Origin of the sequence: Anaeromassilibacillus sp. Marseille-P3371 (assembly GCF_900169665.1) — a bacterium.
GTDB lineage: Bacteria > Bacillota > Clostridia > Oscillospirales > Acutalibacteraceae > Anaeromassilibacillus.
Genome location: NZ_LT835157.1, coordinates 1,981,494 through 2,006,953 on the forward strand (window position 1 = coordinate 1,981,494; position 25,460 = coordinate 2,006,953).

Sequence of the window (25,460 nt, forward strand, 5' to 3'; positions counted from 1 at the left end):
AACCGCCGTGAAGAAAGTGCTTTTGCGCGCAGAAAGCCGACTGCCCCGTGGCGGTTTTTTCTTTTCTGCCGCCGGACAGATCATGGAGAATATAAAAACAGAGCCGATAACTTACGAGGTTTTACCTCAGCGTTATCGGCTCTGCGTCTTAGCGTCTGGCTCTTTAATAACTGAAATATTTTGTTGTCGTACGCTGATTAGCGTTTCCTGTTTACATTTCGGACAATACAGCGGAAACCGTTCAAGCACCGTGTCATATCGAATACGCAGTCGTGTTTTACTGCCGCACACGGGACACATAATCCATTGAGTTTCACCCATGCCAACCCCTCAAAACAAATCCATACTTGAAAAGATTTTCTTGGATACAAACATCGAGAAAAGCCAAAGTGCGCCCCCTATTACCCAGAGCACGATATACATTACACCAGGAACGGCAGAGAACGATTGGGTAACTGTGGCCGGTACTACGACAGAATTAGCCACGCTCATAAGTACAGGACCAGCAACAACCAGCAGCATCGCTAACAGTTTTGTTTTTTCATATCCGAATCGGTATTGAATGGGAAGAAATATGCCCATACAAATAACCTGAATCCAAAAAACAATGACAGCAGAGCGCACGAAATCGACAGCAGCCAGCTGGGGAATCACTTGCATTTCGATCCGGAATACCACACAGCAATAAAGGTAAATTAAAAAGTAGAGCAGATACTTTTCCTCTACAAGTTTTTCTCTGTTATAAGGGGTGGCACAAAGCAGCGCCGTTGCTTTAGGGTATATATTTTCCTTTTCGGAAACCGCAAGATTGAACGCAACAGAAGAGATAAAGACAGCTCCCGGAAGTGCAAATGCTTCAAGCATTTGAGGTTGTTTCCAGACCAAGAGCACCGGCAGGCCCACCCCAATGAGAATAACCGCAGCCACATAGTTCTTTGCAATAATGCAATCCTTCTTCAACAGTTGTAAAATCATGCGGGTTCACCCTCCTTCATGTGGGAAAGCATGATGTCCTCGACCGTCACTCGTTCAAATACAGCATCCGGGAATATCCTCCTTGCTTCTTCCACTTGGTTGGTAACTCCCGTAAAACCGTATTTCGTTTGCTCCACTTTCAAGAACAGCTTTTCGGTTTCGGCGGGCAACAGGCCCTTTCCTTTTACAAGCCGATGGGTTTCCAACAGCATATCTTTATCTTCTTCGAACAGAATTTTGCCGTTGTCGATCATCACCAGCATATCCGCAGCTTTATCCACATCAGAAGTGTTGTGCGTGGAATAGAATACAGCCTTTCCGCCCTGATCCATGAATTCTTTCAAGATTTCAATGAATTGCTTTCTCACCAGAGGGTCAAGGCCACTTGTGGGTTCGTCCATAATCAGCAGCTCTGCATGGTGGGACAGCGCCAATGCCAATGAGAACTTCATTTTCATGCCACGAGAGAGAGAAGAAATGGTCTGATCGGGCCTAAGAGAAAAAGCATCTAAGTAATGCGTATATGCCCCGTTGTCCCAATGGGAGTAGGAAGAAGCAATCAAGTTCTTCATCTGGGTCAAGGTTAATTCATCATAGAAGAATCCCTCATCAAAGACGACTCCAATAGAATCTTTGAAAGATTTTTCTGTTTTCGATATGTCTTTACCCTTAAATTTTATGGTGCCAGCCTCATGTGAGATTAGGTGAAGAATGGAGCGTATGGTAGTAGTTTTTCCAGCGCCGTTTGCACCGATAAAACCTGTGATACAATCTTCATAAATTGAAAAGGACACTCCATTCAACTGAAAACCGGGATATGTCTTTTTAAGACCTTCCACCTCTAAAAGCGGCTGCATATTAGACCTCCTCATACAAAATATCCATCATCATGTTCAGTTCTTCTTTTGTGATTTTAAGTGATTTCGCTGTTTGAATCATATCCTGCATCTTCTGTTCCACGAGTCGGCGTTTGGAATCCCGCAACAACTCAAGATTGCTTGTTGATATGAAGGTTCCTATACCAACTTGGCTGGTTACAAATCCCTCTTGCTCCAGTTCTTCGTAAACCCGTCGTATTGTTAGAACGCTTACAGACAGGTCATTCGCAAAGGTGCGGATGGACGGAAGAGGATCACCTTCTACCAGTTCCTCTTTCAAAATAGCATCTTTAATCTGATCTTTGATTTGCTGGTATAGGGGGGTATCAGAAGTATTTGAGATTACGATCTTCACAGGACTATCACCTCCTGTTCTTATGTGCTGTTCTATAATACACACTATACACTATCATCACAATAAAGTCAATGCCTCGCCTGCTTCTCTTGCGGCCAAAATAACGAATTATAAAATGTAGAATTATAGCATATAGCAACATTCCACGGACAAAATATGAACTATACAATGTAAGTGGGTGATGCAATATGGCGAATATCAAAGATTGCCCTGGTTTTGAAACTTTCGGTGCCGATGTAAAAGCTGCACGGAGCGCAAAGCATCTATCGCGCAGGACATTGGCGGAGATCGTCAACATCGACTCCCGGTATCTTGCAAATATCGAGAACGAAGGTACGATTCCCAGCTTGCCGGTTATTATACAGCTTATCAAAGTGTGTGGACTTCCCGTGGAACGGTACTTCAATCCCGAGATTTTGCGGGAGGAAAGCGCACAGCGGCAGCGTATCAGCCACAAACTGAAACTCTGTCCGGAGCAGTATTTGACCGTCATCGAGGGTGCGCTTGACGGGGCGCTGAAAACTAAAGAATCAGCGGATGAAACGGAGGGTGTATGAAAATATTCTCTGTTCTCACAATGAAAACCGCCGCAGGTATATACCTGCGGCGGTTTATCACTCAAAATTTTCGTTGAGGATCTGTTTGATTGTACCATTTAGTATGTTGACTTCTACTCCCCAGATTGCATTATTAGTGGCGGTTGGCACAACTCTGAACACTTTTTCGCAACACGAATTATAATATTGTAGCGCCTCATCTCGTGGTAAGTCACTACTACGTTTTGCTGTTGTGACTGCTATGTCAGTTAACCAATCATCACTAAAAAGGTTTATGATGTCTGTTGAATCTTTAGAGCCATGGTGAGGGATTTTCAAAATATTGGGGGTTGGAATCGACATAGACAATTCTTCTAACATAAAACTAACCATTCTGTTTTGAATATCACCTGTAAGAAAAGCAGAAAAATCTCCAACGATTAATTCTAGCACAACAGAATAATCATTTAATGTTGAGTAATTTCCATCAACAGCATTTTTTCGAACTTTTCCACTACAAGGTGCTACTGCAAAAAGTTGAAATGGAACAGTGTATTGCCCTACATAAAGGTATTCATTATATAAGTACATATTTGCTGCCAAACCTTGTACTCGTGGCTGATTTTTACATCGACGGTCATATCCCTTATACTTGTTGATATGTTCTAATACGCTTGCTGATAGACTCCGATTATTTTCAGGTAATCTCTGTAATTCAATAGGGATATAAATGCTCTGAGGAGTAAAGGTCTCAATTAATTCCACCAAGCCATTAGAATGATCGTCGTGGGGATGTGTCCAAAACAAGTCGGTTATTTTATCTACGCCTAAACCATATAATAAATCTTTAGGAACAACTCTATCATTTTGAACAAACGAATCTACTACACATGAATATATAATTCGTTCATCTCCATAAAGAACAAATACGATGCTTTCACCTTGAGATGGATGTCCTAAAATAAAGATTTTGCAAGTCAATTGTTGGTAATATTGATTAAACAATGGATTATTTATCATTGTACTTATATTTTCTTCGGGCATCCATGCAAATAAATACCGAAGTCCCTCTGTGTTTCTCTGTGGTGAAAAATTGACTCTTGGTACTGCCGGACATCCTCTCTTGTGCAACTTTCTGTTTAGATTGCCGTGGTGTAAAAACAGAAAAATAATCCCCATGAGAAGTATATTTTTGCTTTATCATTTAATTCACCTCGGATTAAAAGGGAATAATATTATAGTCTTTTAGTAAATCGCCTGTGTTAATTCTCTCAACGATGTCGGGTTTAAGAGTTTTAATGAAAAATTCACAAATCAAATGGTTCATTTTCTCTAAACCGATTTTTGCATCTTTAGCAAATTCATTTAATTCGTCTAAATCAGTAGTAAACAGGTCGAAGTCAAAAGCAATTAAATGTGCGAGGCGATTTACAATATCTAAACTCTCATTGTTCAGATTGCCACTTGAATAGTTTTTTGGAATTGTAAAGTATACGGTAGATTATTATATATCTGCATTTCCTGAAAACTATCCAAATCAAAGCCTTCACTATCTGTTTGTGACAAATATTGAATGGTAAACAAATCGTTTACTACATCTTTGTGCTCATCTAAAAGGAAGAAAGAATTGAACTTTCTTAACCCGATGCGTGACAATCTAAACATACGATTCTCAAAAAGATGATTAACTATTGCCGACATCCATTCATAATATGGAATTTTCATCGACTGTAGGGTCAGCGTCAACTCTAAAAACAAAAATGTTCTCCCTATTTTTAATTGTCGCCCATCACAATCCGGAGTTTGCGGGCAAGAAAAAACAAAAACAGGTTGAGCTTTCTGATTTAGTCTAGATTGTTCAATTTGGTTAGGGTTTATCTCAATTCCAATAGAATTTTCCATTTCTTGGTCATGGGAGGAAAAAATTCTCCAAATTGTTGCCCAACTAATTCAAATAGATCTTCTTGCATTTTTTCAGTTATTAATTGAAAGTCAATCCGGTATAAAACTTTTCATAGAAACACTCTCTTGGGTGCATTGCCGTCTGCCATTGTGTATCACCTCTAAGCACATTATAACATTTTAAGGAAACTTGTACTACCACGAAAATAATTTATATTCCATATAAGCGCACAAAAATATAATTTGTCGATAATTACAACCAAATATTTTAGATTTATTGAAAGCAATAGATCTTCAAAATATAGACCGACATAGATTATTATACTATGCCGGTCCATTAGTTCTTATTCCGTTCCTTCCTCCAGCCCCTCCGCCTTCAGCCAATCCTCAAAAGACTTCCTGGAGATTCGGATCATGTTGCCGATGCGGATTGTTTTGAATGCTCCAGAGTTGGCGAGTTTATAGGCCGTAGCGCGGCCGATACCGAGAATGGCTGCGATGTCATTCACGGTGTATGTTCTGCTTTGTGGCATCCCTTTTTCATTGGTGCTCATAAAATGATCCTCCCTTGCTAATAGCATTTTGAAATGGCCCCTGGAAGCCCTCTGTCACAAGGGGTTCCTGCTAATACCTTGCTAATACGACATTTGAAAAGCCGTTGTAAGGCAGCATATTTCAGGGGAATTTGTGCAAATTGACCTGCCTCCAGGCAGCACAATTTGTGAAGAAACAACACGGGAAGATATGATATGAACAATTTACGAAATGGTACGCCGTACTCCTAAACGGCAGAACTATTGGGCACTGCCAATCCGTTCCGAGCAATAAATCAGTTCTTTTGGCTCATATCATGCAGAACGCCGGTTCGGAAAAATTTCCGAACCGGCGTTCTGACCCATTCTGCTCCTGTAAGAAACAGAATTATTTCTTTGCTTTATTCTGAATATACGTATCAATCGAGGCTGCAGCTTCTTTGCCTCCGCCCATAGCCAAGATGACCGTTGCGGCACCGCTGACCGCGTCACCAGCCGCATAGACGCCCTCGCGTGTCGTCGCCTTGGTTGCATCATCCACGATGATACATCCCTTCTGGTTGGCTTCCAATCCCTCCGTTGTCGAACGGATCAATGGATTCGGGCTATTGCCGATAGCCATGATAACACAGTCGACCGGCAGCTCAAAGTTGGAGCCTTCCTTCGGCACCGGCTTCCGGCGCCCAGACGCATCCGGCTCACCTAGCTCCATCTCTATACATTCGATGGCGCGCACTTTTCCGTCGTCATCGCCATGGATCGCCACCGGATTGCAAAGTAGACGGAAAAGAATCCCTTCTTCCTTCGCGTGGTGAATTTCTTCTTTTCTCGCCGGCATCTGTTCTTCTGCGCGGCGATATACAATATATACATTTTCCGCGCCCAGACGTTTTGCGGTACGCGCGGCGTCCATCGCCACGTTTCCGCCACCCACGACCGCCACATTCTTCGGCCGGATGATCGGCGTGTCATATTCCGGTTTATACGCCTTCATCAGATTTACACGGGTAAGAAATTCGTTGGCAGAGTATGTACCAACGAGGCTTTCACCCGGAATATTCATGAAGCTCGGCAGCCCTGCTCCGGTACCGATAAATACCGCCTCATACCCCATTTCAAAGAGCTCGTCCACGGAGAGAACTTTTCCCATCACCATATCGGTTTTGATTTCCACACCGCGCTCTTCCAAGCCAGAAATCTCCTTCTGAACAATTTCTTTGGGCAGACGGAACTGTGGAATTCCATACATTAAGACACCACCAGCTGTGTGCAACGCTTCAAAGACCGTCACTTCATAGCCTTTTGCGTTCAAATCACCTGCACAGGTCAGTCCAGCCGGGCCAGCGCCCACCACCGCAACCTTGTGCCCATTCGAGGGGACCTTCTTCACCTGTTCCTTGCTGTGGCGCATATGCCAGTCTGCGACATAGCGCTCCAAACGGCCGATGCCAACCGGCTCGCCCTTGATGCCGCGCACACAGTTGTGCTCGCACTGATTCTCCTGCGGGCAAACACGTCCACAGATAGCTGGGAGGGAATTCATCGTCTTTATGGTTTGATACGCTTCCTCCAGTTCCCCTTTAGCCACATGAGCGATGAAATCTGGAATCGGCACGCCTACAGGGCACCCGTTTACACAGGGCTTGTGCTTACAATTAAGGCAGCGCTGTGCCTCTTCTATAGCCATCTCGTCGGTATATCCCAACGCAACTTCTTCGAAATTCTTATTCCGGACATCCGGCGCCTGTTCTGGCATCGGCGTCTTTTTTGGTGTCATATTAGGCATTTTTTGCACCCTCCATCAAACGGCAATTGAACTCGCGCGTGGCTTCCTGCTCCTGTTCCCGATAGGTGCGCAGACGCTTCATTGCCTCATCAAAATCAACCTCGTGGCCATTGAAGTCCGGGCCATCCACACATGCAAATTTAGTCTTTCCACCTACGGTCAAACGGCAACCGCCGCACATTCCTGTACCGTCGATCATGATCGGGTTCATGCTAATCATCGTTTCAATGTTATATTCCTTAGTCAGATTGCATACAGCGCGCATCATCGGCAGAGGCCCAATGGCAACTACGAAGTCATAATTCGCGCCATTCTTGATATTATCTTCCAATGCAGCGGTCACAAATCCCTTGTGCCCATTGGAGCCATCATCCGTCATCAGATAGAGTTGGTCACACACGGCGCGCATCTCATCCTCTAAAATGATGATGTCCTTGTTGCGGAAGCCTGCAATGACATCCACCTGGGCTCCCATGTTGTGCAACGCTTTTGCCTGCGGATAGGCAATTGCACAGCCTGCACCTCCGCCGACAACCGCCACCTTCTTGTGGCCTTCCAGCTCGGAGGCTTTCCCCAAAGGTCCAATAAAGTCAAGAATCGCATCGCCCACTTCGAGCGTATCCAACAGCAAAGTGGTCTTGCCCACCTTCTGATAAATGATGGTAACGGTTCCCTTTTCGCGGTCATAATCCGCAATCGTCAGAGGGATTCGTTCCCCATATTCGTTTACACGCAAAATGATAAACTGACCCGCCTGCGCCTTTTTCGCGATAAAGGGCGCCTCCACAGACATTAGGGTCATGGAGTCGTTCAGCCTGCGCTTTTCTACAATCGAAAACATGTTACTTCCCTACTTCCTATACAAAGCAATAAATCTACAGGTACATGCACCATTATATCGAATGTATCTCCATTTTTCAAGATTTTTTGCAGTAAAGCGCGAAACAGAACGCAGAAAAAACAGTCCCAGAAATAAAAATTTTATGCAGCCTATCCATGTTTTTCCTGCAAGACCACCTTTTCCCACTGGAAAAGCGCATAGCCGCCGCAGAACGCGAAGTGCCCATGCCCTCCACCTTTTCTGCGGCGGCCCCCGTTGCAGGCCGCGCCACATATTTAAAGAATAATGCAAATCAGCCCATTGCAACCTTCGTTGATGATCCGCTCAATCGTCTCCCGTACCTTGTCACGCGCATCTCCAGGCATCCGATAGAGCTTGTTGTGCAAGCCTTCGTTGACCAGCTCGTGCAGGCTCTTGCCAAAGATGTTTGACTCCCAGATCTTTCCCGGGTTTTCCTGGAACTCTTTGAGTAGATACATCACCAATTCTTGCGACTGCTGCTCCGAACCGACTATCGGCGTCACTTCCGTGGTGATACGCGTCTTCATCATATGAATGGATGGTGCAGCAGCTTTCAAGCGGATACCATACTTACCTCCCTGCTTGATAATCTCCGGTTCCTCCAAAGAAAGTTCTTCGATGCCGGGCATCACGATCCCATACCCGGTACTCTGCACTTCCTCGTAGGCATCCTTGATCTTATCATATTTTTTCTGCATTTCTGCAAAGCGCATCATGCAGTCGAGAAGAGCCCCTTCATCCTCAATGGACAGGCCGGTCTTTTCTCCCAACACTTTATAGAACAAATTGGCCTGCAACCCCACCGTGATACGCGCGTGGCCCGTGCCGAGATCCACCGTGGAGGTCTTTGCAAAAGCCACATATTCGCAGGAGGTTACCTCTTTCACTACATTCTCAATCTCGCGGATTCGTGTGATCTTTCCCGCCGCCTGCTGAATGGTCGTATAAAGCGAAGTGCGTAGCCAGTGATCCTTTTCCAGTGAGGAAACCCAATGCGGCATATCCACCTTGATTTCCTTCACAGGGAACTCAAAGAGAATCTTTGAGAGGATGGTGCGGATCTCCTCCTCCTCCAATTCCAGGCAGTTGACCGGCAGAACTGGCACCTCATATTTCTTCTGCATAGAACGGGCAAGCGAAAGTGTCTCCTCCGAGCTCGGATAGGTGCTGTTCAACAATACAATGAACGGTTTGTTGATCTCCTTGAGTTCAGAGATCACCCGCTCTTCCGCTTCCTCGTATTCCGCACGGGGAATGTCACTGATGCTGCCATCGGTCGTCACCACCAGCCCGATGGTGGAATGCTCCGTGATGACCTTCTTGGTGCCAATCTCCGCCGCCATATTGAACGGAATAGGTTCATCATACCACGGCGTCATCACCATCCGGGGCATGTCGTCCTCCACATACCCCAGCGCGCTCGGCACAATGTATCCCACGCAGTCGATCATGCGGACAGCAAAACTGGCGTTCCCCTCAATGTTGACTGTGACCGCCTGTTCCGGCACGAATTTCGGCTCGGTGGTCATGATGGTGCGCCCCGCAGCAGACTGCGGCATCTCATCGATGGCACGGTCCCGGCGGTAGTTCCCATCTATGTTCGGTATGACAATGGTGTCCATGAAGCGCTTGATAAAGGTGGATTTACCGGTTCTGACCGGACCGACAACCCCAATATAAATATCGCCATTGGTGCGCTCCGAAATGTCATGGTAAATATTGCGTTCTTCCATTTTACCTCCCCCTCAGGCAGAGAATTTGTGGGTTTACTCCGTTGCGGAATCCGGCGGTCACATGGGGATCAACAGCATCCCCCTGCTCTCCACGAACTCCCCGGCGAGATTGTTTTCCTGCCGGATGGCGTCCACAGAGGTGCAGTACGCCCGCGCGATGTCCCACAGGCTCTCGCCCGGGTCTGCGTAATAGATGCTGAGCGCGGCAGAGGTATCCCTAGCGCGCGGCCGGTCTTCGTCCGCGCGAATCTCCGAAATAATCTTCAGACTGCTCTGTGTGATGACCTGGGCCTCTAGGCGCAGTTCGGCCTTGATTTCGATGCCATCTCCGGTGATGCGGTAACTGATCCCCGCCACATAGAGCCATGACGTACATTTGACTCCTTTGGGTTTCTCCGCCCCCCACGGATGGGCGTATTCAAAGTCGATCATGCGCTCGGTGTAAAACGGACGATTCTCCTTATTGGCCGCCAGGATGCACACATTGAATTTTCCTTTGTAAACGATCTGGCCATCCTGCTCTGCAGCGGTTACCGCGGAAAGTTCGTTCCAAACGTCAAATACCTTGGAAATTCCAGCGCCTTCCAGTGCAATACTGCTCTTCTGAATGGCCGAGTCGTTCAACAATTCGACAACCTGTTCCAAGGTCTTTTGCTGATAACCGATCTCCAATTCATAGGCTTTCGAATATGCGTCCGTTACCACCGTGATCTCAGCCGGTTGGAAAGCTACCGCCTCCGCATAGAGGTTCATCTGTACATCAAAAAAAGTCTTATCACCGGAGTAATCGTTCTTCACCTGAATGGTCAGGCCCGCAATCTGAAGCCTTACTTCGCACAGGCAGTCGTCTGTAAAATCACTTCCGTCCAGCATCTGGCTGAATGGAATCGCATATTCCATTGTTTCCAGCATGGTCTCATCAAGGACGGAAGTGTACAAGATTTTCAGCGTGACCTCGCCCTTCACCATCAGTTTACCCGCCACCGTCTTGCTATCCTGAAGGCTGGCAAAGGCGGTGGTCCGTAAGATATTGTCCGCCCCCGGTTTCGACGCCGGCAGCTCCAAAACTTCCTCTAACGGAAACTGCTGACCACAGAATCCAGCCAAGCGGCTGTATGGCATAACCTGCCGTTTTTGCTCGATCTCCTCCCCCTCAATACCGCACACAACTTCACTGTCCGTGCGCCCCACAACCTTTGCGCACACCGAAAACGCCCCATGAATGTCCAGGCGCCTCGGGCTAGTAGCCCGGCAGTTGATGTACTCCACTCGAGTAAACGCAGACACATGTGCACCATCGGCCGGTTGCTTCAATGTAATTGCGGCAAAGAAGGAGCTGCTGTTCTCACAGCAGCGCAACGCCGTTCCGCCCGCGTCCAGGTAAAAGACTTTGACACTGTACGTTCCTTCCAGTTCCAAGCGATCCCCCATGATGTTCCGTCCCGTAATACGGGGATAGACTTGGCATTTCAGGATACGCTGTATGTCCGGGCAGTAATCCGGCAGGCTAATGTCCAGGTCCACCGGCTGTTCCTGGCACCCGTCATAGAGCACCTCGCCGGCGGCCAGCGCCTCGCGGTTAAGCATATAATCCATTCAGGCTCTCTCCTTTTCCTGTTTCTATCCCATAGGTATGAGGTTCCTGTCCATTTTATGCTTGTGCTGAAAGAAACAGGAGAAAAACCTCTGCATGTCTTCCAAGGTTGCCAACAAGCAATCCCTTTTCAGCAAAAAAGCCAGCGGGAATCCCCCGCTGGCTTTTTCTGATAAGTTGCTCAAAATTGCCTGTCACGCTTCTTTTTTGATATGGAACATCTTGCGCAGGACAAAGCCCCAGAATTTCGAACCCTTTACAACGACGACTTTCATAACGAAAACCTCCCAGTTATGTTCCGCTCCGTAGGAGCGCGATTCCCAGTACGACCAGTATGACCGCCACCACAAACATGATTAAACCGACCGGGCAGAAGCAAGAGCAAACAAGGCCCAGGCCAAATGTGACGGCATATTGCCCCACCCGACAGCAGAATTCACCTTTACAGCAGTTTCCTCTGCAACGCATGTTCCATCGCCTCGTTTCCCCTATGTGTTCCAACAGAAACCTTTTGGATTCCCGCTGTAGTACCAGTATATACGGGAAGGGGCGTTTTGGTTCCGGGAAAAATACGACCCAACCACGGTAGAAATAAAACAAAACGTCCCTAAACCGGGTTTCCATTACCACGGTTTAGGGACACAGCGATCAGATATTTAGACCAGCTACAAGTCAGCACACGGTTGGTACAATACACCGAGCATTTCGCCCGTGTGAACCGTCACCGATGCTGTTTCGGTCACAATGCGGTTGCTCACGCCGAGTGGGAAATCCGAACGAAGCGGATACTCCTTTAAGGGATATTGCATCCCTGTATAGCTCACTGTACAGCTTGGGCAACCAAATGGGAATGCAGAAAACATTGCACCGCACATTTGAAGAAGCGGTTGCGTCTCTCCCGCTTGCAGAAGAAACACCCGCGTGCCCTTTTCTGCCATGACCGCACGGCATCCTTCGCGCGCCAAAAATTGCAGCACACAAAGATTGGCATAGGAGTGCTCAAACCGCTCCCCCCCAAGTGCTCCAAGCAAAATAAATTCCCGACACCCGCGGCGAAGGCCTTCTCGAGCAGCGGCCAGCAGATCCGTGTCGTCCTTTTCCGGCTTCAAGCGGATCGTTTCGATGCCTTCCGGCAACTCCCCCTGTACCGAGTCAAAGTCTCCAATTAGCAAGTCCGGTAAGATGCCGTATTTTCGTGCGGTATCCAGACCGCCATCCGCGCAGATCCGATACGCATTCTTCGCGTCAAAAGCATTGAAAACAGCGCCATCCTCTACCGGAGCAGATCCCAACAGGATACAACGCTTTATTTCATTTCCCATTCTTTCAGGTCCTTTACTTCGTTGTACATGGCGACGTAACTGGTATGGCGGGATAAATGAATTTGCCCTTCCTGCACTGCTTGTAACACGGCACAGCCCTTTTCGCATGTGTGCGAGCAGGAGGGAAATTTACACTGATTCCGGTACGGCTCAAATTCCCGGAAACAGAACTGTAGGTTTTCTTTTCGAACTAAGTCGCACTGCTCCAGGGAGATCGAAGAAAACCCCGGAGTATCCGCCACATAGGTATCGTTTCCCAGCTTTAACAACTCCACCTTTCGGGTGGTATGCCTTCCCCGGCCGAGCTTCTGGCTGATCTCTCCCGTTTCCAGTGCCAGACGCGGATCAATGCGGTTCAACAGGGAGGACTTCCCCACACCGGAATTTCCGGTAAACGCGGTAACCTTCCCTTTCAGAAGCGACTTGACCGCCTCTATCCCTTCGTCTGTCACCGAAGACACGGCAAAAAAGGGGATGCCGGCCTTTTCATAAATATCCCGCAACCATTCGCCGCTTTCCAAATCTGTCTTGGATACCACCACTACCGGCTCGATCTCCTTATCCTCGGCCGCTGCAATTGCTTCATCAATCAACAAGGTGTTTGGGGATGGGTCACATACTGACGTAACCACAATCAATTGATCGATGTTTGCCACCGGCGGGCGGGTCAAAAAGTTCTTACGAGGGAGGATTTCCTCCACATATCCAGTCCCATCCTCTCCGAGGCGAATCTCCACCAGATCACCCGCAAGGGGCGTGATCCCCTTTTTGCGGAACACGCCCCTCGCTTTACAGGAATATAACTGTTCTTCTGTCTCTACGTAGTAGAAACCGCCAATCCCCTTGATAATTCGTCCGTTTCGTATCTCTTTCATATGCTCATTCCGTCGGGGTAATGGGAAGATCCGTCGGAATATCTCCCCAAGTTTCCTCTGTGTCGGTCCCGGAAGGTTCCGAAGTCGTCCCTGGGTCGACATACGGATAACTTTCCACCTGGCTCGGCTTCCCAGTGTCAAAGTCCATAATGAACACCGCGTACTTGCTGCCGTCCAACTCAATGACCAGTGTCTTCTGGCCTGAGGTCCCCGTGACTTTGATGGTGCAAAGGTTGTTATACGCCGGATTCACAGTCCGAACACCGTCCTCCATGACCGTGCCATCCAAGTATGCCTTGAGTTGAATATCGTGTGAGACGTTCAGCGGCAGATGGATATTGGCTTCCAGGGTCTTTTCGGACTGTTTTCCAGAGCTGACCACAATATTAACCTTGCTGTCCTTATCTACCGGCACGCCCGGCAACGGATTTGTCTCTATGACGGTGTTTTCCGGCTTGTCGCTATCATCCTGAAGCGTGACATCGCCTACCTGGAGCCCCGCAGCCACAAGCTCGGATTTCGCTGCTTCAATATTCTTGTCAATGACGTTCGGCACTGGGATCTGCTCGTTTTCCGGACCAGTGCTGACCAAGATCTTGATCGTACTGCCCTGCGGTGCGGTTGCATTCCCCTTGGGCTCTGTGCTGGTGACATAACCAGCGGCAATCTCATCATCGGGAATCTCGATCACGGTGGTCTCAAAGCCTGCATTTTTCAGCGTCTGCTCTGCATCCGCTTGGAGATAATTGGTCACATCGGGCACCGTTATCGCCTGTGCGCCGCTGTTAACCACCAACAACACCTCACCGTCCTTCTTAACCGGCATACCAGCGGTTGGTTTCTGATCCAGGATCATACCCGTCTCCTTCGTGGAATCCTCTTTTGTCTCCACGGAGAATTTAAATTCGTATTCCTCGTTGTTTTGGACATCGGTGTACAATTGTCCAACCAAGTTCGGCATATCGATGGTATCATCCGGTTGTGCATTGCAACTGCGGAAAATGGCCGCAATTCCGATGCTCAATGCAACGATCAAAAAGGCCGCCAAAATTCCCAGAACCACCATCATGGTTTTTTTGTTGTTTCCTCCTCCGCCATTCTGACGGCGGCGCGGAGGCTCCTCTTCGTAATCGTCGTAGTCGTATCCATCGTTATAAGACGGGGCACGGCCGTTTCGCACAGCACTGATTGCATTTACGTATTTGGTTGGCTTTTCATCGATAAAATATTTATACTGGAAACTGATGCTGGGATTGCGTTGAAACGCCTCAATATCTTCCAGCATTTCCGCCGCGGATTGATACCGCTGGTCCGGGTTCTTTTGCATGGCCCGCATCGTGATCTCTTCCAATCCCTCAGGAATGGCAGGGTTGATGTCGCGCGGCGGCTTGGGATCTGCCTGCAACTGCATAATGGCTACAGAAACCGCATTGTCCGCTTCAAAAGGCAGCGCACCGGTCAGCATCTCGTACAACATTACGCCCACAGAATAAATGTCTGCACGCTCGTCGGCTACCTCGCCGCGCGCCTGCTCCGGAGCAATATAGTGTACAGAACCGATCGCCTTATCGGTCATTGTGCGCGTTTCACTGCGGGAGAAACGGGCAATGCCGAAATCCGTCACCTTAATCGTGCCATCCTGCAACAGCATGATATTTTGCGGCTTAATATCCCGGTGAACAATACCTTTGCTATGGGCATGGTGCAGCGCACGCAGAATTTGCAGGGTAAAATGAACGGCTTCTTTCCATTTGAGTTCGCGTTGCTGGTCCAGATATTCCTTCAAGGTGATACCGTCGATGTATTCTTCCACAATGTACTGGATGCGGTCGCCAAAACTAACATCGTATACCTTCACAATATTGGGATGGGAAAGGACCGCAATGGCCTTGGACTCGTTCTTAAAGCGGCGGATAAAGTCCTGATTCCCCAGAAATTCATCCTTGAGTATTTTGATCGCTACCGTTCGGTCATCGATAATGTCGTAAGCGCGGTACACATACGCCATGCCTCCCACGCCGATCAGCTCGTGAATCTCATAGCGCCCGTCAAGCCGTTTTCCTGTATACTTATCCATGAAACATCAACTCCAATACCGTTAGTGTCTGATAACAGCGACTGTGACATTGTCCCCGCCGCCACCGCTTTTTGCCAAAGCGATCAGCCGGTCCGGCAAAAGCCGGACTTCCAGTTCCCGGGCGAGCCGCTCAATCTGTTCTTCTTCCACATAGTTGGTTAGACCATCCGTGCAGAGAAGCAACAGGTCATCGCCGGAAAATTTACATTCGCAGTAGTCGATCTCGATGCCGGATTCCACGCCCAGCGCGCGGGTGATGATATTCTTTTGCGGATGGCGCCTGGCCTGCTGTGAGGTCAGGTCCCCGCTGTTTACCAGTTCCTGCACCATCGAATGGTCTGTCGTGATCTGCCGCAGTCCATCCCGCGTAAGTAGATAGGCGCGGCTGTCCCCTGCATGGGCAATATGTGCGACCCCACCGGAAACAATCGCCGCCACCACCGTCGTCCCCATCCCCGTTAGAGATTCATCCGCAACCGCGCGGTCATAGATCGCCACATTGGCGTTGTAGATTGCAGAAATCATCAAGTTCTTGATGGATTGGTCCGTGATGTGCTCGCTTCCAGAGCTGAGAATCTGCTCCGAGATCAAGTCAACCGCCAACGCACTGGCGATGTTTCCACCGTTTGCGCCGCCCATTCCATCGCATACAACCGCCCACGCGGTATTTCCGGAGAGCACGCCTGCCTTTACCGCATCCTGGTTGGAATGGCGCACAAGGCCAATATCAGTTTTCATGTAAATCTGCAACATTGGCCACCTCCTCTTGATACCTGCGCCGCAGCTGCCCGCAGGAAGCATTGATGTCCGAACCGAGCGTCCGGCGCACGGTTGCAGTGATTCCCTTTTCCGAGAGAATCCGGATAAACTTCTGAATTTGTTCATTGGTACTCTTCCGATAGGAATTCCCCTTGACCTCGTTCACAGGGATCAAATTGACATGGCAAAGCATCCCATGCAGCCGCATCGCCAATTCTTTCGCGCAAGCGGCAGTATCGTTAACGCCGCTGATCATCGCGTACTCAAAGGAGATTCTTCGGCCGGTTGCCTGTGCATATGCGCGGCATGCGGTCAAAAGCTCGTCTACTCCCCACCGGTGATTGACCGGCATAGTTTGGGAGCGAATTGCATCGTTCGGCGCATGCAACGAAACCGACAGCGTCAGTTGGAGCTTCCTCTCTGCCAAGTCGTAAATTTTGTCCACAATCCCACAGGTGGAAAGAGAAATATGCCGCATTCCAATATTCATCCCCTCGTCCGAGGAAACCAATTCCAAAAAACGGAGCACATTTTGGTAATTGTCAAGCGGCTCCCCCATCCCCATCAACACCACATTCGAAATGCGAATGCCTTGGTCCTGTTGGACCGTCTGGATTTGCGCCAACATTTCGGAGGCGGTTAGATTCCGTGAAAACCCGCTCTTGCCCGTGGCACAAAAAGAACAATTCATTTTGCAGCCCACTTGGCTGGAAATACAGATGGAATAGCCGTGGTGGTACTCCATCAGCACGCATTCCACATGTTCGCCGTCCGGCAAACGCAGCAGGTACTTGGCCGTGCCGTCCAACTTGGAAACCAGCCGCTGTTCGATTTCCGCCACAGCTATGTAATACCGCTCGGAAAGCGTTTGGCGGAAAGCTTTCGATTGATCCGACATCTCCGCAAAGGAACGTACCCCCCGGTGAAGCCAGCGGTACACCTGCAGTGCATGGAAGGGCTTTTGTCCCTGCGCAATAAAGTCCGCACGCAGTTCTTCCAGCGTCATCGATTTTATGTCCTGTAAAGTCAAATTTACACTCTCCCAGCCATCCGGAAAATCGGGCAGGCCCCCAACTTCCAAATGCTTTTTCCCTCTGTCCGATTGTTGCTTTCTTCCGAATTATCGCCGCTGAAAGGATGCGACGAAAAATCCGTCCGTCCCATGTGCATGCGGCAGGAACGTCCATTCGTTCTCCGGTTCCTCAATTGCATGCTGCAACCCCAATGGCGCAGACAATGCCCTCGGCACAAACTCCGCATGTTCTTTCAAAAAGCGTCTTGCCACCTCCCCATTTTCTGCCGGATTCAGCGTGCAGGTGGAGTACAACAAAACGCCCCCGCTTTTTACCAATTCGGAGGTTTTACTCAGAATACCGTACTGCAAATCCGGCAAACTGTCAAGGGTACAAGGCAATTTATATCGAATTTCCGGTTTACGCCGAAGAATTCCCAGACCGGAACACGGTGCATCGCAGAGGACCCGATCTGCGGGTTCTAACGGCTTTGTGGGCTTTTGCGCGTCACGCAGATCCGCGCGTACACATGTCAAACCCAACCGGCTGGCTCCGTCGCGAATCAAGCGCACTTTTCCTTTATATTGGTCAAAAGCCAGGACCTCGCCGGTGTTCTGCATCTGTTCTGCAATGGTAAAGGTCTTTCCACCGGGCGCAGCACAGACATCCACCACACGTTCCCCCGGCTTCGCCCCCAAAAACGCCGCGCACAACTGCGACGAAAGGTCCTGTACATGGAACAGCCCCTCTTGAAAAGCCCCCAACGACGATATCGAACCGGCTACCTCCACTTTTGCAGCCCACGGAACCCATGTAATGGCTTCTGCCTTTACATTTTCTTCCATCAGCCGACGCAGTAAGTATTCCTCATCGCCCTTCGTATTATTCAGACGAACATAGATTGGAGGATGCTCGGACAAGGAATCCAGCAGATCCGCTGTACACTGCTGCCCATATGCCTTCTGCCATAGCAAAATCAGCCATTCAGGGCAGGAGTATTTCAAGCTAAGGAAGTGCACCGGATCTGCCTCCTGCTCCGGAAGATGCAACTTTTCCAGGTTTCGGAGCAAATTCCGCAGCACCGCATTGATAAAGCCCGAAGCCTTTACAGCTCTATTCTGCTTTGCCAGCTCAACAGCTACATTTACGGCAGCGCTGGGAGGAACTTTTTCCAAATATAGAATCTGATAAGCGCCAATACGCAGGATCTCCCGCACCTGCGGCGACATCTTACGGATGGGGATACTCGCAAATTGTCCAATATAATAGTCCAGGGTCAGGCGGCGTTCCAAAACCCCATAAAAAATGGCGGATGCCAAGGCCGCATCGCGCGGCTCCAAGGCAAATTGGGCAAGGGTTTTATCCAACACCAAATTGGAAAAGCCCTCGTTTTCATCCACATGTAGCAAAGCCGCCAATGCGGCTGCTCTCGCATCCGCCATCAATGATCATTCCTCCGATTTCCAAAGATCAGTAGCAGACGTAGAAGGGACATCAACGCCGTGAACGTCGCCGCCACATAGGTCATTGCAGCAGCCCGCAAAACCTTCTTGGCCCCTTCCAATTCCTCCGGATATAAAATTCCAGTTGCATCCAACGCCTGCAAAGCCCGTGCACTCGCATTGAACTCCACTGGCAAAGTAACCAGCTGAAACAATACGCACAGGCTGTACAGCCCAATTCCAATATTTACGACAAAGTCGTATTGTACCGGCAAAATCAGGCCAATCAAAATCAAAGGCATCGCCAGATTGGAGCCGAGCCGTGTCACAGGCACCAACGCCGCTCGAATTTTGTTTGGAAAATACCCCTGTGCATGCTGAACCGCATGGCCCGCTTCATGTGCAGCCACACCGACTGCCGAAATAGACGTCGCGGCATACACTGGGTCAGACAGGCTAATGATTCCAGTGGAGGGGTTGAAATTGTCGGTCAGATTCCCACCGATGTGACGAATTTGTACACCCTGTGCGCCGCCATACTGCATCACGCGCATGGCCGCATCCGCTCCTGTCATGTTGCGGTAGGTGTTCACACGCGAATACTTTTGAAACGTGGAATTTACCTGAAATTGCGCATACATCGTAATGAGCAGCGCTGGCAACATAAAAAGGAAATACGAGTAATCAAAATAATACAATCCCATAAATTGTTACTCCTTTGCCTCACCGAGCACTGCGCCCTGGTCGAGCCGGTGCCCACAGAGGAACTCTTTTCCACCCATACGTTTTCCGCCCTCATATTGGACAATCTCCAATTCCAAAGCGGTGTTGTCCCCACAGGCCACCACAAAACGATCTTTCCTGCGGGCAACTTCGCCTGGTGCACCGCCAAACCCCGGTACAACCGTTGCCCGGTGCACCTTTAGGCGTTTTTGACGGTAAACGGTTTCGGCAACCGGCCAGGGGGAAAGCCCACGCACTAAGTTGTGCAGCTCTCTTGCCGGGCGATTCCAATCGATTTTTCCAAGCTCTTTGGTCAACATGGAGGCATAACAGGTTTCTGCATCCCCCTGCGGTGTACGTTGAATCGTCCCTTCTGCAACGGCCCTAAGGGTTTCAACAATCAATTCGGCCCCCATCTTTGCGAGGCGGTCGTGCAATTCCCCGGCTGTCTCCTCAGGCCCAATGGCTGTACGGGCCTTCAAAAGCATGTCGCCTGTGTCCAACCCTTCTGCCATATACATTGTGGTGACACCGGTCTCTGCGTCGCCGTTGAGCACCGACCATTGGATGGGGGCTGCTCCGCGATACTTTGGGAGCAGAGAAGCATGCACATTGATGCAGCCATACGGCGGGATCTCTAAAATTTCTTTCGGGAGAATTTTCCCATAAGCTACCACTACAATGCACGCTGGCTGCATTTCTCGAATCTGCTGCGCTGCCTCCTGCGTGCGCAATGTTGTTGGCTGATAAACCGGCAGATTGTGCGCAAGCGCCAGCACCTTGACCGGCGGCGGCGTCATGGCATATCCTCTTCCTTTTGGCTTATCCGGCTGGGTAAACACAGCGCACACCTCGTGCCCTGCATCCAATAGACTTTGCAAGCATGGAACGGCAAAGTCCGGCGTTCCCATAAATAGAATCCGCAATTTTCATCATCCTATCCGTGGTGAGATTACTGAAGCTTTTGCAGCTCCTCTGGGGAAAGCATCCGCACAACGTGGGATTTAAAGACCACGCCATTGAGATGATCGATCTCGTGGCAACATGCGGTCGCCAGCAGTTCTTCCCCTTCCAGTTCAAACGTTTTTCCCTCGCGATTTTGGGCGCGCACCAAAACACGCATGGGGCGCTTTGTGATCCCATATTGTCCTGGGAAGGACAGGCATCCTTCGACGCACTCCTGTTCGCCGCTCTGTTCGACGATCTCCGGATTGACCATCTCAATCGGCCCGCTCCCCACGTCGATCACCACTATGCGGCGGCGGATGCCCACCTGGGGCGCTGCAAGGCCGACTCCATCCGCGGACTTCATGGTCTCGATCATGTCGTCCAACAGAATGCCCAATTTTTCGTCGAATTTATCGACGGGCCGGCAAACTTTTGTCAAGATTTCGTCCCCGTCTTTTACAATATTACGAATTGCCATTTTTATTCCTCCAATATCATACTCTTGCTTTTGAGCCGTCGTTTATAAGATCCTATCCGGATTGATGTCCGCAAAGGCGGTCACATCCCGATACGTCCGGTCTTTTGCAAAGGCAATCAACAGCCGGGAAATCATCTGGCGGAAACTCCGGCTGTTCCGGCATTTCACGATTAATTTATACCTATATTTATTGCTGACCTTGCCGATTAATGCGGGAGAAGGATTTAAAACCCGCATCGGCTCCTGCGGATATTCTGCTTGGGCCAAAGAACGCAACATTTGCAAAAAAGCTTCGCTTGCGCGTGCCACTTTTTCCTCATGTATACCGACAAATCCCACCACACACAGGTCGGCGAACGGCGGATACAGCATCCCCTTGCGTACGGCAATTTCCCCCTCGTAAAAGGCAGGGTAATCCTGCCGGGCGGCTAAGGCGAGCACGGAATTTTCCGGTGTGAATGTTTGGATGATGGCTTCCCCTGCATATTGACCGCGCCCGGCCCGCCCGGCCACTTGGGTCAGTAGATCAAACGCGCGCTCATAGCTGCGAAAATCATCCCCATAAAGGGCCTGGTCTGCGGAGAGAACGCCCACCAGTGTCACATTTTCAAAATCCAATCCTTTTGCTACCATCTGTGTGCCAACAATCACATCGTATTCCCCACGGGCAAAGCTCTGCAACTTTTCCTCATAGGCAAAGCGCGTCATCGCCACATCGGTATCAAGCCGCAAAACACGCGCCTCCGGAAGAAGTTCCAACAATTGCTGTTCCGCCCTCTGCGTCCCGAATCCCGCGTAATGAACTTTGTCCGCATGGCAGGTTGGACACTCTGTGGAAAACGGCACCGAGTACCCGCAGTAATGGCACATCAAGCGCTGATTAGCCGCATGATAAGTCAAGGATATGCTGCAATTGGGACAGGTAACTACATTTCCACATGATTTGCAGGACACAAACGTATTGTAACCACGCCGGTTTAACAAAATAATGGACTGCTTATGAATTTTTATATTTTTTTCCAATTCTGCCAACAGAGCACGGCTATAGATACTCTCATTTCCAGCCTCAAGCTCCCGGTTCATATCCACAAAACGAACCTGAGGAAGCCTTGCACCGCCATAGCGGCTGGGCAACCGGTTAAATGTATAACGCCCTACCTGCGCAAAGTAATAGCTCTCAATCGATGGCGTCGCAGAAGCCAGCACCAAAAGCGCCTTATGGTATGCACATCGAAATTTTGCAACATCCCGTGCATGGTAACGAGGCGAAGATTCCGATTTATAAGTGTGCTCCTGCTCTTCATCCATAACGACCAAACCCAGGTGATCAAATGGTGCAAAAACCGCGGACCGCGTTCCAACCGCGATGGAAACCTCTCCGCGGCGCACGCGTTTCCACTCGTCCAGCCGCTCAGAGAGCGATAGACCGCTGTGAAACACCGCTACACGCCGTCCATATCGCTGATGAAACCGCGCTAGACTTTGTGGAGTCAAAGAAATCTCCGGCACCATCACGATGGTCTGTTTTCCATCAGCAAGCACCTCATCGATCAACCGCATAAAGACCGAGGTCTTACCGCTTCCAGTCACCCCAAACAGCAGAGAAACACCGCCCATCCCTGAACGGTACTGCGCCAACAGGTGTTGATAAGCACTCTGTTGCTCATCTGAGAGAAGAAGCTCCTGCTGCACCACTGGATTTTGTACTTGGTCATATGGATTGCGGTAAATCTCCGTCTCGTAATAACAGGCTACGCCTTTTGTCACCAGGGTATTCACCACAGCAGGCGTGACCCCTGCAAAATAACAGACTTCCTTCAAAGACGCACTGCCGGCCTCCTGTAAAATCCGGCAGACTGCTCTTTGCTTGGGCGTCAATTTAGAAAGAGGCTCTTCATCGGTAAGGCGCACCATCTTCTGTGCCGCATCTTTAATCTGCCGTACAGCAGCACCTGTCTTTTGCAAAAAACCACGTTTAAAGAGCTTTTCAGGAGCGGTGCTGTCCACCGGAAGTCCCGTCGCTTTCAATAGTTTTTCCCGCTCAACCGGCCTGGAACACCCTGCCAGATATTGCAGAACGGTTCGCTCTTCTACAGAAAACGTCTCCATTTCCTGCGCTTTTCCTTGCACCAAGGTGTACTCGGTCTTTAAGCGAACATTGATTCCCGCAGGAAGCAGTAGCTTCACCGCCTCAAATAACGTACAAAAACAACGATCCTTTAGCCAATAGACCAACGAAATCGCTTCACTAGTAAGAAGCGGCGCTTCATCCAGCACCGCCACCACTTGTTTCATCTCGTTTTGGGTTTTCTTTTCCGGGGAAATCTCTAAAATCATCGCCAGCCGTTGGGAATTTCCCGCGCCAAACGGCACCAACGCCCGACACCCTGGCTTCGCCTGCTCCAAAAGTGCTTCTGGAACGAGATAGTCAAACGTTCTGTCAAAGTGATAAGCGGTATTCTCTACCGCCACCCGTGCAAAAAGAATGGACATTACATTTCCAGATCATCATCGTTGGGTTCCGGGGTCTCGACGATCTTAAATTTGTGTTCCGCATACTCTTCCAGAGCAAGGTCCACGGGTTTTTCGATTAAAATATCCCCCTTCTCTTCTGCTTCGCCAGCGATTTCGCGGGCGCGCTTTGCAATCCCCACTACAAAGGAATAGCGGCTCTGATTTGGGCCAAGGCTGGAATCTTCAATCGGTTTAATCATGGTTCAGGACTCCTTCTATTGTATCGAAATTTCTGCGTTTGCTGTATTTCTCCGCACGGAGAATCTGCTGAATCGCCTCAACGGCGTTTTCAACCGTGTCGTTAATGACCACATAGTCATACTCTTTCGCGTGTAAGATCTCCCCACGCGCTGCATCCAGACGCTTTTGAATCGCCTCTTCACTCTCTGTTCCGCGATCGCGCAAGCGGCGTTCCAATTCCCGAATCGAAGGTGGTAGAATAAAAATCCCCACACAATCCGGACACTTCTGTTTGATCTGTGCGCCACCCTGAACCTCAATTTCCAGGATCACGTCGTTTCCTGCTTCCATCCAGTCGCGGATCGGCTTCTCCGGTGTACCGTAAAAATTCCCACAGTACTCAGCGCTTTCCAGCACTTCACCGCGCTCTCGCATACCAAGGAACTGTTCCCGCGTAACAAAATAGTAGTGTTGCCCATCCACTTCCCCTTCACGCGGTTTGCGTGTTGTGGCGGAGATGGAGAGCTTAATACTCGGGTCCCGCTGCAAAAGCGTATGGAGAATCGTGTCCTTTCCTGCACCCGAAGGGCCGGAAAGTACAACCATCAATCCCTTAGTCATCTTCGTCGAGCTCCTCCTCGTCCTCAAGGTCCTCATCGCGGTCATTCAGGCGGTTTGCAACCGTCTCCGGCTGCACCGCAGAAAGAATCACATGGTCACTATCGGTCACAATCACCGCACGGGTGCGGCGTCCATAGGTTGCGTCAATCAAAGAGCCGCGCTCTTTGGCATCCTGAATGATACGCTTGATTGGCGCAGACTCAGGGCTGACGATGGCAACCAGCCGGTTTGCAGAAACCATATTGCCAAAGCCGATGTTGATGAGCTTCATGTTGAAAATGCCTCCTATCGCCAATCTTTATTCAATATTTTGAATCTGTTCCCGGATTTTTTCGATCTCTGCCTTGATATCCACCACCAGATAGGCGATCTGTGAATCCACCGCCTTAGACCCAATGGTGTTTGCCTCTCGGTTCATCTCCTGCACCAGGAAATCCAGCTTACGGCCCACCGGCTCGGCAGATTCCAACATCTGGTGCATTTGATCGAAATGGCTGCGCAGCCGGACAGTCTCTTCTGCTACTGCAACTTTATCCGCAAAAATCGCCGCCTCGGTTAAAATCCGCTGCTCGTCAATCTTGGCATCCGCCAACATCTCCTCCAACCGGGCCTGGAGTTTTTGCTGGTATTCCAGCACCGTCTGTGGAGAGCGTTCTTCGATCTGGTCGACCAACTGAAGGATTCGCTCTGCATGGGAGATCACGTCTTCTTTCATGCGTTGGCCTTCCCGCTCGCGCATGGCAAGGAAGGACTCCATCGCACAATCCGCCCCCTTTTGGACCACTGCCCATATCGCATCCTCGTCCTCCGGCGCTTTATGCACGGAAAAAATCTCTGAATATCGGGATACTGTACTCACCGAGAGATCATCCCGCAAGTTATAGCGCTCCGCCAGTTCATGCAGCGCATGGACATACCCCGCCGCTAGGGAATGATTCACCTGCACCTGAGCATCTGCATCCTCCAAGGTCTCGATGGATACATACACATCCACCTTCCCACGCGAAACCCGTTCCTGCAAATACCCCTTGAGCCGCTCTTCCAGAAACCCATATCCACGGGTAATTCGGGAAGAGAATTCGAAATAACGGTGGTTCACCGATTTGATCTCCACCGTAATCTGCCGCCCCTCAACGACCCCTTCGAACCGGCCGTAGCCGGTCATGCTTTTGATCACATTATCATCTCAATTCAACTGGCAATTCTCTGCCGTTTTCTTGTTTTTTCGGCCTCGGAAGGCCTTTTTTCATAAGTATTCTTATTTTAACAGTTTCCCTATCAGCTTGTCAAGGAAAACACTGGGAATCTTCTTGCCATGCCATAATCTCAAGATAAAAACAGCCTGTTCGGGGAA

At 49.5% G+C, this 25,460-nt stretch carries 26 protein-coding genes; 1 reads left to right on the top strand and 25 read right to left on the bottom strand.

Going from position 1 to position 25,460, the window contains the following annotated elements; translation table 11 throughout:
• Positions 1-132: 132 nt before the first annotated feature.
• The 4 genes from B9Y59_RS08040 to B9Y59_RS08055 are packed head-to-tail and all read right to left on the bottom strand — an operon-like array spanning position 133 to position 2,208.
• Complete coding sequence (locus tag B9Y59_RS08040) at positions 133-321, bottom strand: cysteine-rich KTR domain-containing protein (RefSeq protein ID WP_082402094.1); 189 nt, start codon at positions 319-321, stop codon at positions 133-135.
• Between the two features lie 9 nt (positions 322-330).
• The gene (locus tag B9Y59_RS08045; RefSeq protein WP_085532838.1) at positions 331-975 is read right to left on the bottom strand and encodes an ABC-2 transporter permease; all 645 of its coding nucleotides are present in this window, start codon (positions 973-975) and stop codon (positions 331-333) included.
• Positions 972-1,832 (bottom strand): ABC transporter ATP-binding protein, encoded by an 861-nt coding sequence (locus B9Y59_RS08050; protein WP_198945605.1) that lies wholly within the window; start codon positions 1,830-1,832, stop codon positions 972-974. The genes B9Y59_RS08045 and B9Y59_RS08050 overlap by 4 nt, the downstream gene beginning before the upstream one ends.
• 1 nt (position 1,833) lies before the next feature.
• Positions 1,834-2,208 carry a GntR family transcriptional regulator gene (locus B9Y59_RS08055; protein WP_054323360.1) on the bottom strand — a complete coding sequence of 125 codons (375 nt, stop codon included), beginning with the start codon at positions 2,206-2,208 and terminating at the stop codon, positions 1,834-1,836.
• Positions 2,209-2,396: 188 nt separating this feature from the next.
• Here B9Y59_RS08055 and B9Y59_RS08060 point away from each other — a divergent pair, with 188 nt between their 5' ends.
• Positions 2,397-2,765, top strand: a complete 369-nt coding sequence (locus tag B9Y59_RS08060; protein WP_085532843.1) for a helix-turn-helix transcriptional regulator — start codon at positions 2,397-2,399, stop codon at positions 2,763-2,765.
• Between the two features lie 57 nt (positions 2,766-2,822).
• Here B9Y59_RS08060 and B9Y59_RS08065 read toward each other — a convergent pair whose 3' ends face one another.
• The 21 genes from B9Y59_RS08065 to B9Y59_RS08165 form a co-directional block, all read right to left on the bottom strand.
• A complete protein-coding gene (locus tag B9Y59_RS08065) occupies positions 2,823-3,764 on the bottom strand; it encodes a ComEC/Rec2 family competence protein (protein ID WP_158088982.1) in 942 nt (313 codons plus the stop codon).
• A 432-nt stretch (positions 3,765-4,196) separates the two neighbouring features.
• Positions 4,197-4,646, bottom strand: coding sequence for a hypothetical protein (locus B9Y59_RS08070; RefSeq protein ID WP_085532847.1), 450 nt, complete (start codon positions 4,644-4,646; stop codon positions 4,197-4,199).
• 344 nt (positions 4,647-4,990) lie between these two features.
• On the bottom strand, positions 4,991-5,200 hold the full coding sequence (locus tag B9Y59_RS08075; protein ID WP_085532849.1) for a helix-turn-helix domain-containing protein: 210 nt from the start codon (positions 5,198-5,200) through the stop codon (positions 4,991-4,993).
• 367 nt (positions 5,201-5,567) lie between these two features.
• Positions 5,568-6,965: an NADPH-dependent glutamate synthase gene (gene gltA / locus B9Y59_RS08080; RefSeq protein ID WP_085532851.1), complete on the bottom strand. Its 1,398-nt coding sequence runs from the start codon at positions 6,963-6,965 to the stop codon at positions 5,568-5,570.
• Positions 6,958-7,806: a sulfide/dihydroorotate dehydrogenase-like FAD/NAD-binding protein gene (locus B9Y59_RS08085; RefSeq protein WP_085532853.1), complete on the bottom strand. Its 849-nt coding sequence runs from the start codon at positions 7,804-7,806 to the stop codon at positions 6,958-6,960. Before B9Y59_RS08085 ends, gltA begins: the two co-directional genes overlap by 8 nt.
• Before the next feature lie 275 nt (positions 7,807-8,081).
• Positions 8,082-9,560: a stage IV sporulation protein A gene (gene spoIVA / locus B9Y59_RS08090; protein ID WP_085532855.1), complete on the bottom strand. Its 1,479-nt coding sequence runs from the start codon at positions 9,558-9,560 to the stop codon at positions 8,082-8,084.
• Between the two features lie 57 nt (positions 9,561-9,617).
• Positions 9,618-11,156, bottom strand: coding sequence for a DUF3794 and LysM peptidoglycan-binding domain-containing protein (locus B9Y59_RS08095; RefSeq protein ID WP_054323379.1), 1,539 nt, complete (start codon positions 11,154-11,156; stop codon positions 9,618-9,620).
• A gap of 663 nt (positions 11,157-11,819) precedes the next feature.
• The gene (locus B9Y59_RS08100; protein ID WP_143255273.1) at positions 11,820-12,476 is read right to left on the bottom strand and encodes a thiamine diphosphokinase; all 657 of its coding nucleotides are present in this window, start codon (positions 12,474-12,476) and stop codon (positions 11,820-11,822) included.
• Positions 12,461-13,351, bottom strand: a complete 891-nt coding sequence (rsgA, locus tag B9Y59_RS08105; RefSeq protein ID WP_085532857.1) for a ribosome small subunit-dependent GTPase A — start codon at positions 13,349-13,351, stop codon at positions 12,461-12,463. Before rsgA ends, B9Y59_RS08100 begins: the two co-directional genes overlap by 16 nt.
• 4 nt (positions 13,352-13,355) lie before the next feature.
• Entirely contained in the window at positions 13,356-15,428 is a 2,073-nt protein-coding gene (pknB, locus tag B9Y59_RS08110) for a Stk1 family PASTA domain-containing Ser/Thr kinase (protein WP_085532859.1), read from the bottom strand.
• Positions 15,429-15,449: 21 nt separating this feature from the next.
• Positions 15,450-16,181, bottom strand: a complete 732-nt coding sequence (locus tag B9Y59_RS08115) for a Stp1/IreP family PP2C-type Ser/Thr phosphatase (RefSeq protein ID WP_242967276.1) — start codon at positions 16,179-16,181, stop codon at positions 15,450-15,452.
• Positions 16,156-17,193 carry a dual-specificity RNA methyltransferase RlmN gene (rlmN, locus tag B9Y59_RS08120; RefSeq protein WP_054323457.1) on the bottom strand — a complete coding sequence of 346 codons (1,038 nt, stop codon included), beginning with the start codon at positions 17,191-17,193 and terminating at the stop codon, positions 16,156-16,158. Before rlmN ends, B9Y59_RS08115 begins: the two co-directional genes overlap by 26 nt.
• A 114-nt stretch (positions 17,194-17,307) precedes the next feature.
• The gene (rsmB, locus tag B9Y59_RS08125; RefSeq protein WP_085532861.1) at positions 17,308-18,642 is read right to left on the bottom strand and encodes a 16S rRNA (cytosine(967)-C(5))-methyltransferase RsmB; all 1,335 of its coding nucleotides are present in this window, start codon (positions 18,640-18,642) and stop codon (positions 17,308-17,310) included.
• The gene (locus B9Y59_RS08130) at positions 18,642-19,346 is read right to left on the bottom strand and encodes a zinc metallopeptidase (RefSeq protein ID WP_054323383.1); all 705 of its coding nucleotides are present in this window, start codon (positions 19,344-19,346) and stop codon (positions 18,642-18,644) included. Before B9Y59_RS08130 ends, rsmB begins: the two co-directional genes overlap by 1 nt.
• A 6-nt stretch (positions 19,347-19,352) precedes the next feature.
• Positions 19,353-20,291: a methionyl-tRNA formyltransferase gene (gene fmt, locus B9Y59_RS08135; protein ID WP_085532863.1), complete on the bottom strand. Its 939-nt coding sequence runs from the start codon at positions 20,289-20,291 to the stop codon at positions 19,353-19,355.
• Between the two features lie 26 nt (positions 20,292-20,317).
• Positions 20,318-20,791: a peptide deformylase gene (gene def, locus B9Y59_RS08140; RefSeq protein WP_054323385.1), complete on the bottom strand. Its 474-nt coding sequence runs from the start codon at positions 20,789-20,791 to the stop codon at positions 20,318-20,320.
• A 42-nt stretch (positions 20,792-20,833) separates the two neighbouring features.
• Positions 20,834-23,284 (bottom strand): primosomal protein N', encoded by a 2,451-nt coding sequence (gene priA, locus B9Y59_RS08145; RefSeq protein ID WP_085532865.1) that lies wholly within the window; start codon positions 23,282-23,284, stop codon positions 20,834-20,836.
• Positions 23,284-23,505 carry a DNA-directed RNA polymerase subunit omega gene (locus tag B9Y59_RS08150; protein ID WP_054323386.1) on the bottom strand — a complete coding sequence of 74 codons (222 nt, stop codon included), beginning with the start codon at positions 23,503-23,505 and terminating at the stop codon, positions 23,284-23,286. The genes priA and B9Y59_RS08150 overlap by 1 nt, the downstream gene beginning before the upstream one ends.
• Positions 23,498-24,106: a guanylate kinase gene (gmk, locus tag B9Y59_RS08155; protein ID WP_085532867.1), complete on the bottom strand. Its 609-nt coding sequence runs from the start codon at positions 24,104-24,106 to the stop codon at positions 23,498-23,500. The genes B9Y59_RS08150 and gmk overlap by 8 nt, the downstream gene beginning before the upstream one ends.
• On the bottom strand, positions 24,099-24,377 hold the full coding sequence (gene remA, locus B9Y59_RS08160) for an extracellular matrix/biofilm regulator RemA (RefSeq protein WP_054323388.1): 279 nt from the start codon (positions 24,375-24,377) through the stop codon (positions 24,099-24,101). Before remA ends, gmk begins: the two co-directional genes overlap by 8 nt.
• Positions 24,378-24,404: 27 nt before the next feature.
• Complete coding sequence (locus B9Y59_RS08165; protein ID WP_085532869.1) at positions 24,405-25,283, bottom strand: YicC/YloC family endoribonuclease; 879 nt, start codon at positions 25,281-25,283, stop codon at positions 24,405-24,407.
• Between the last annotated feature and the right edge of the window lie 177 nt (positions 25,284-25,460).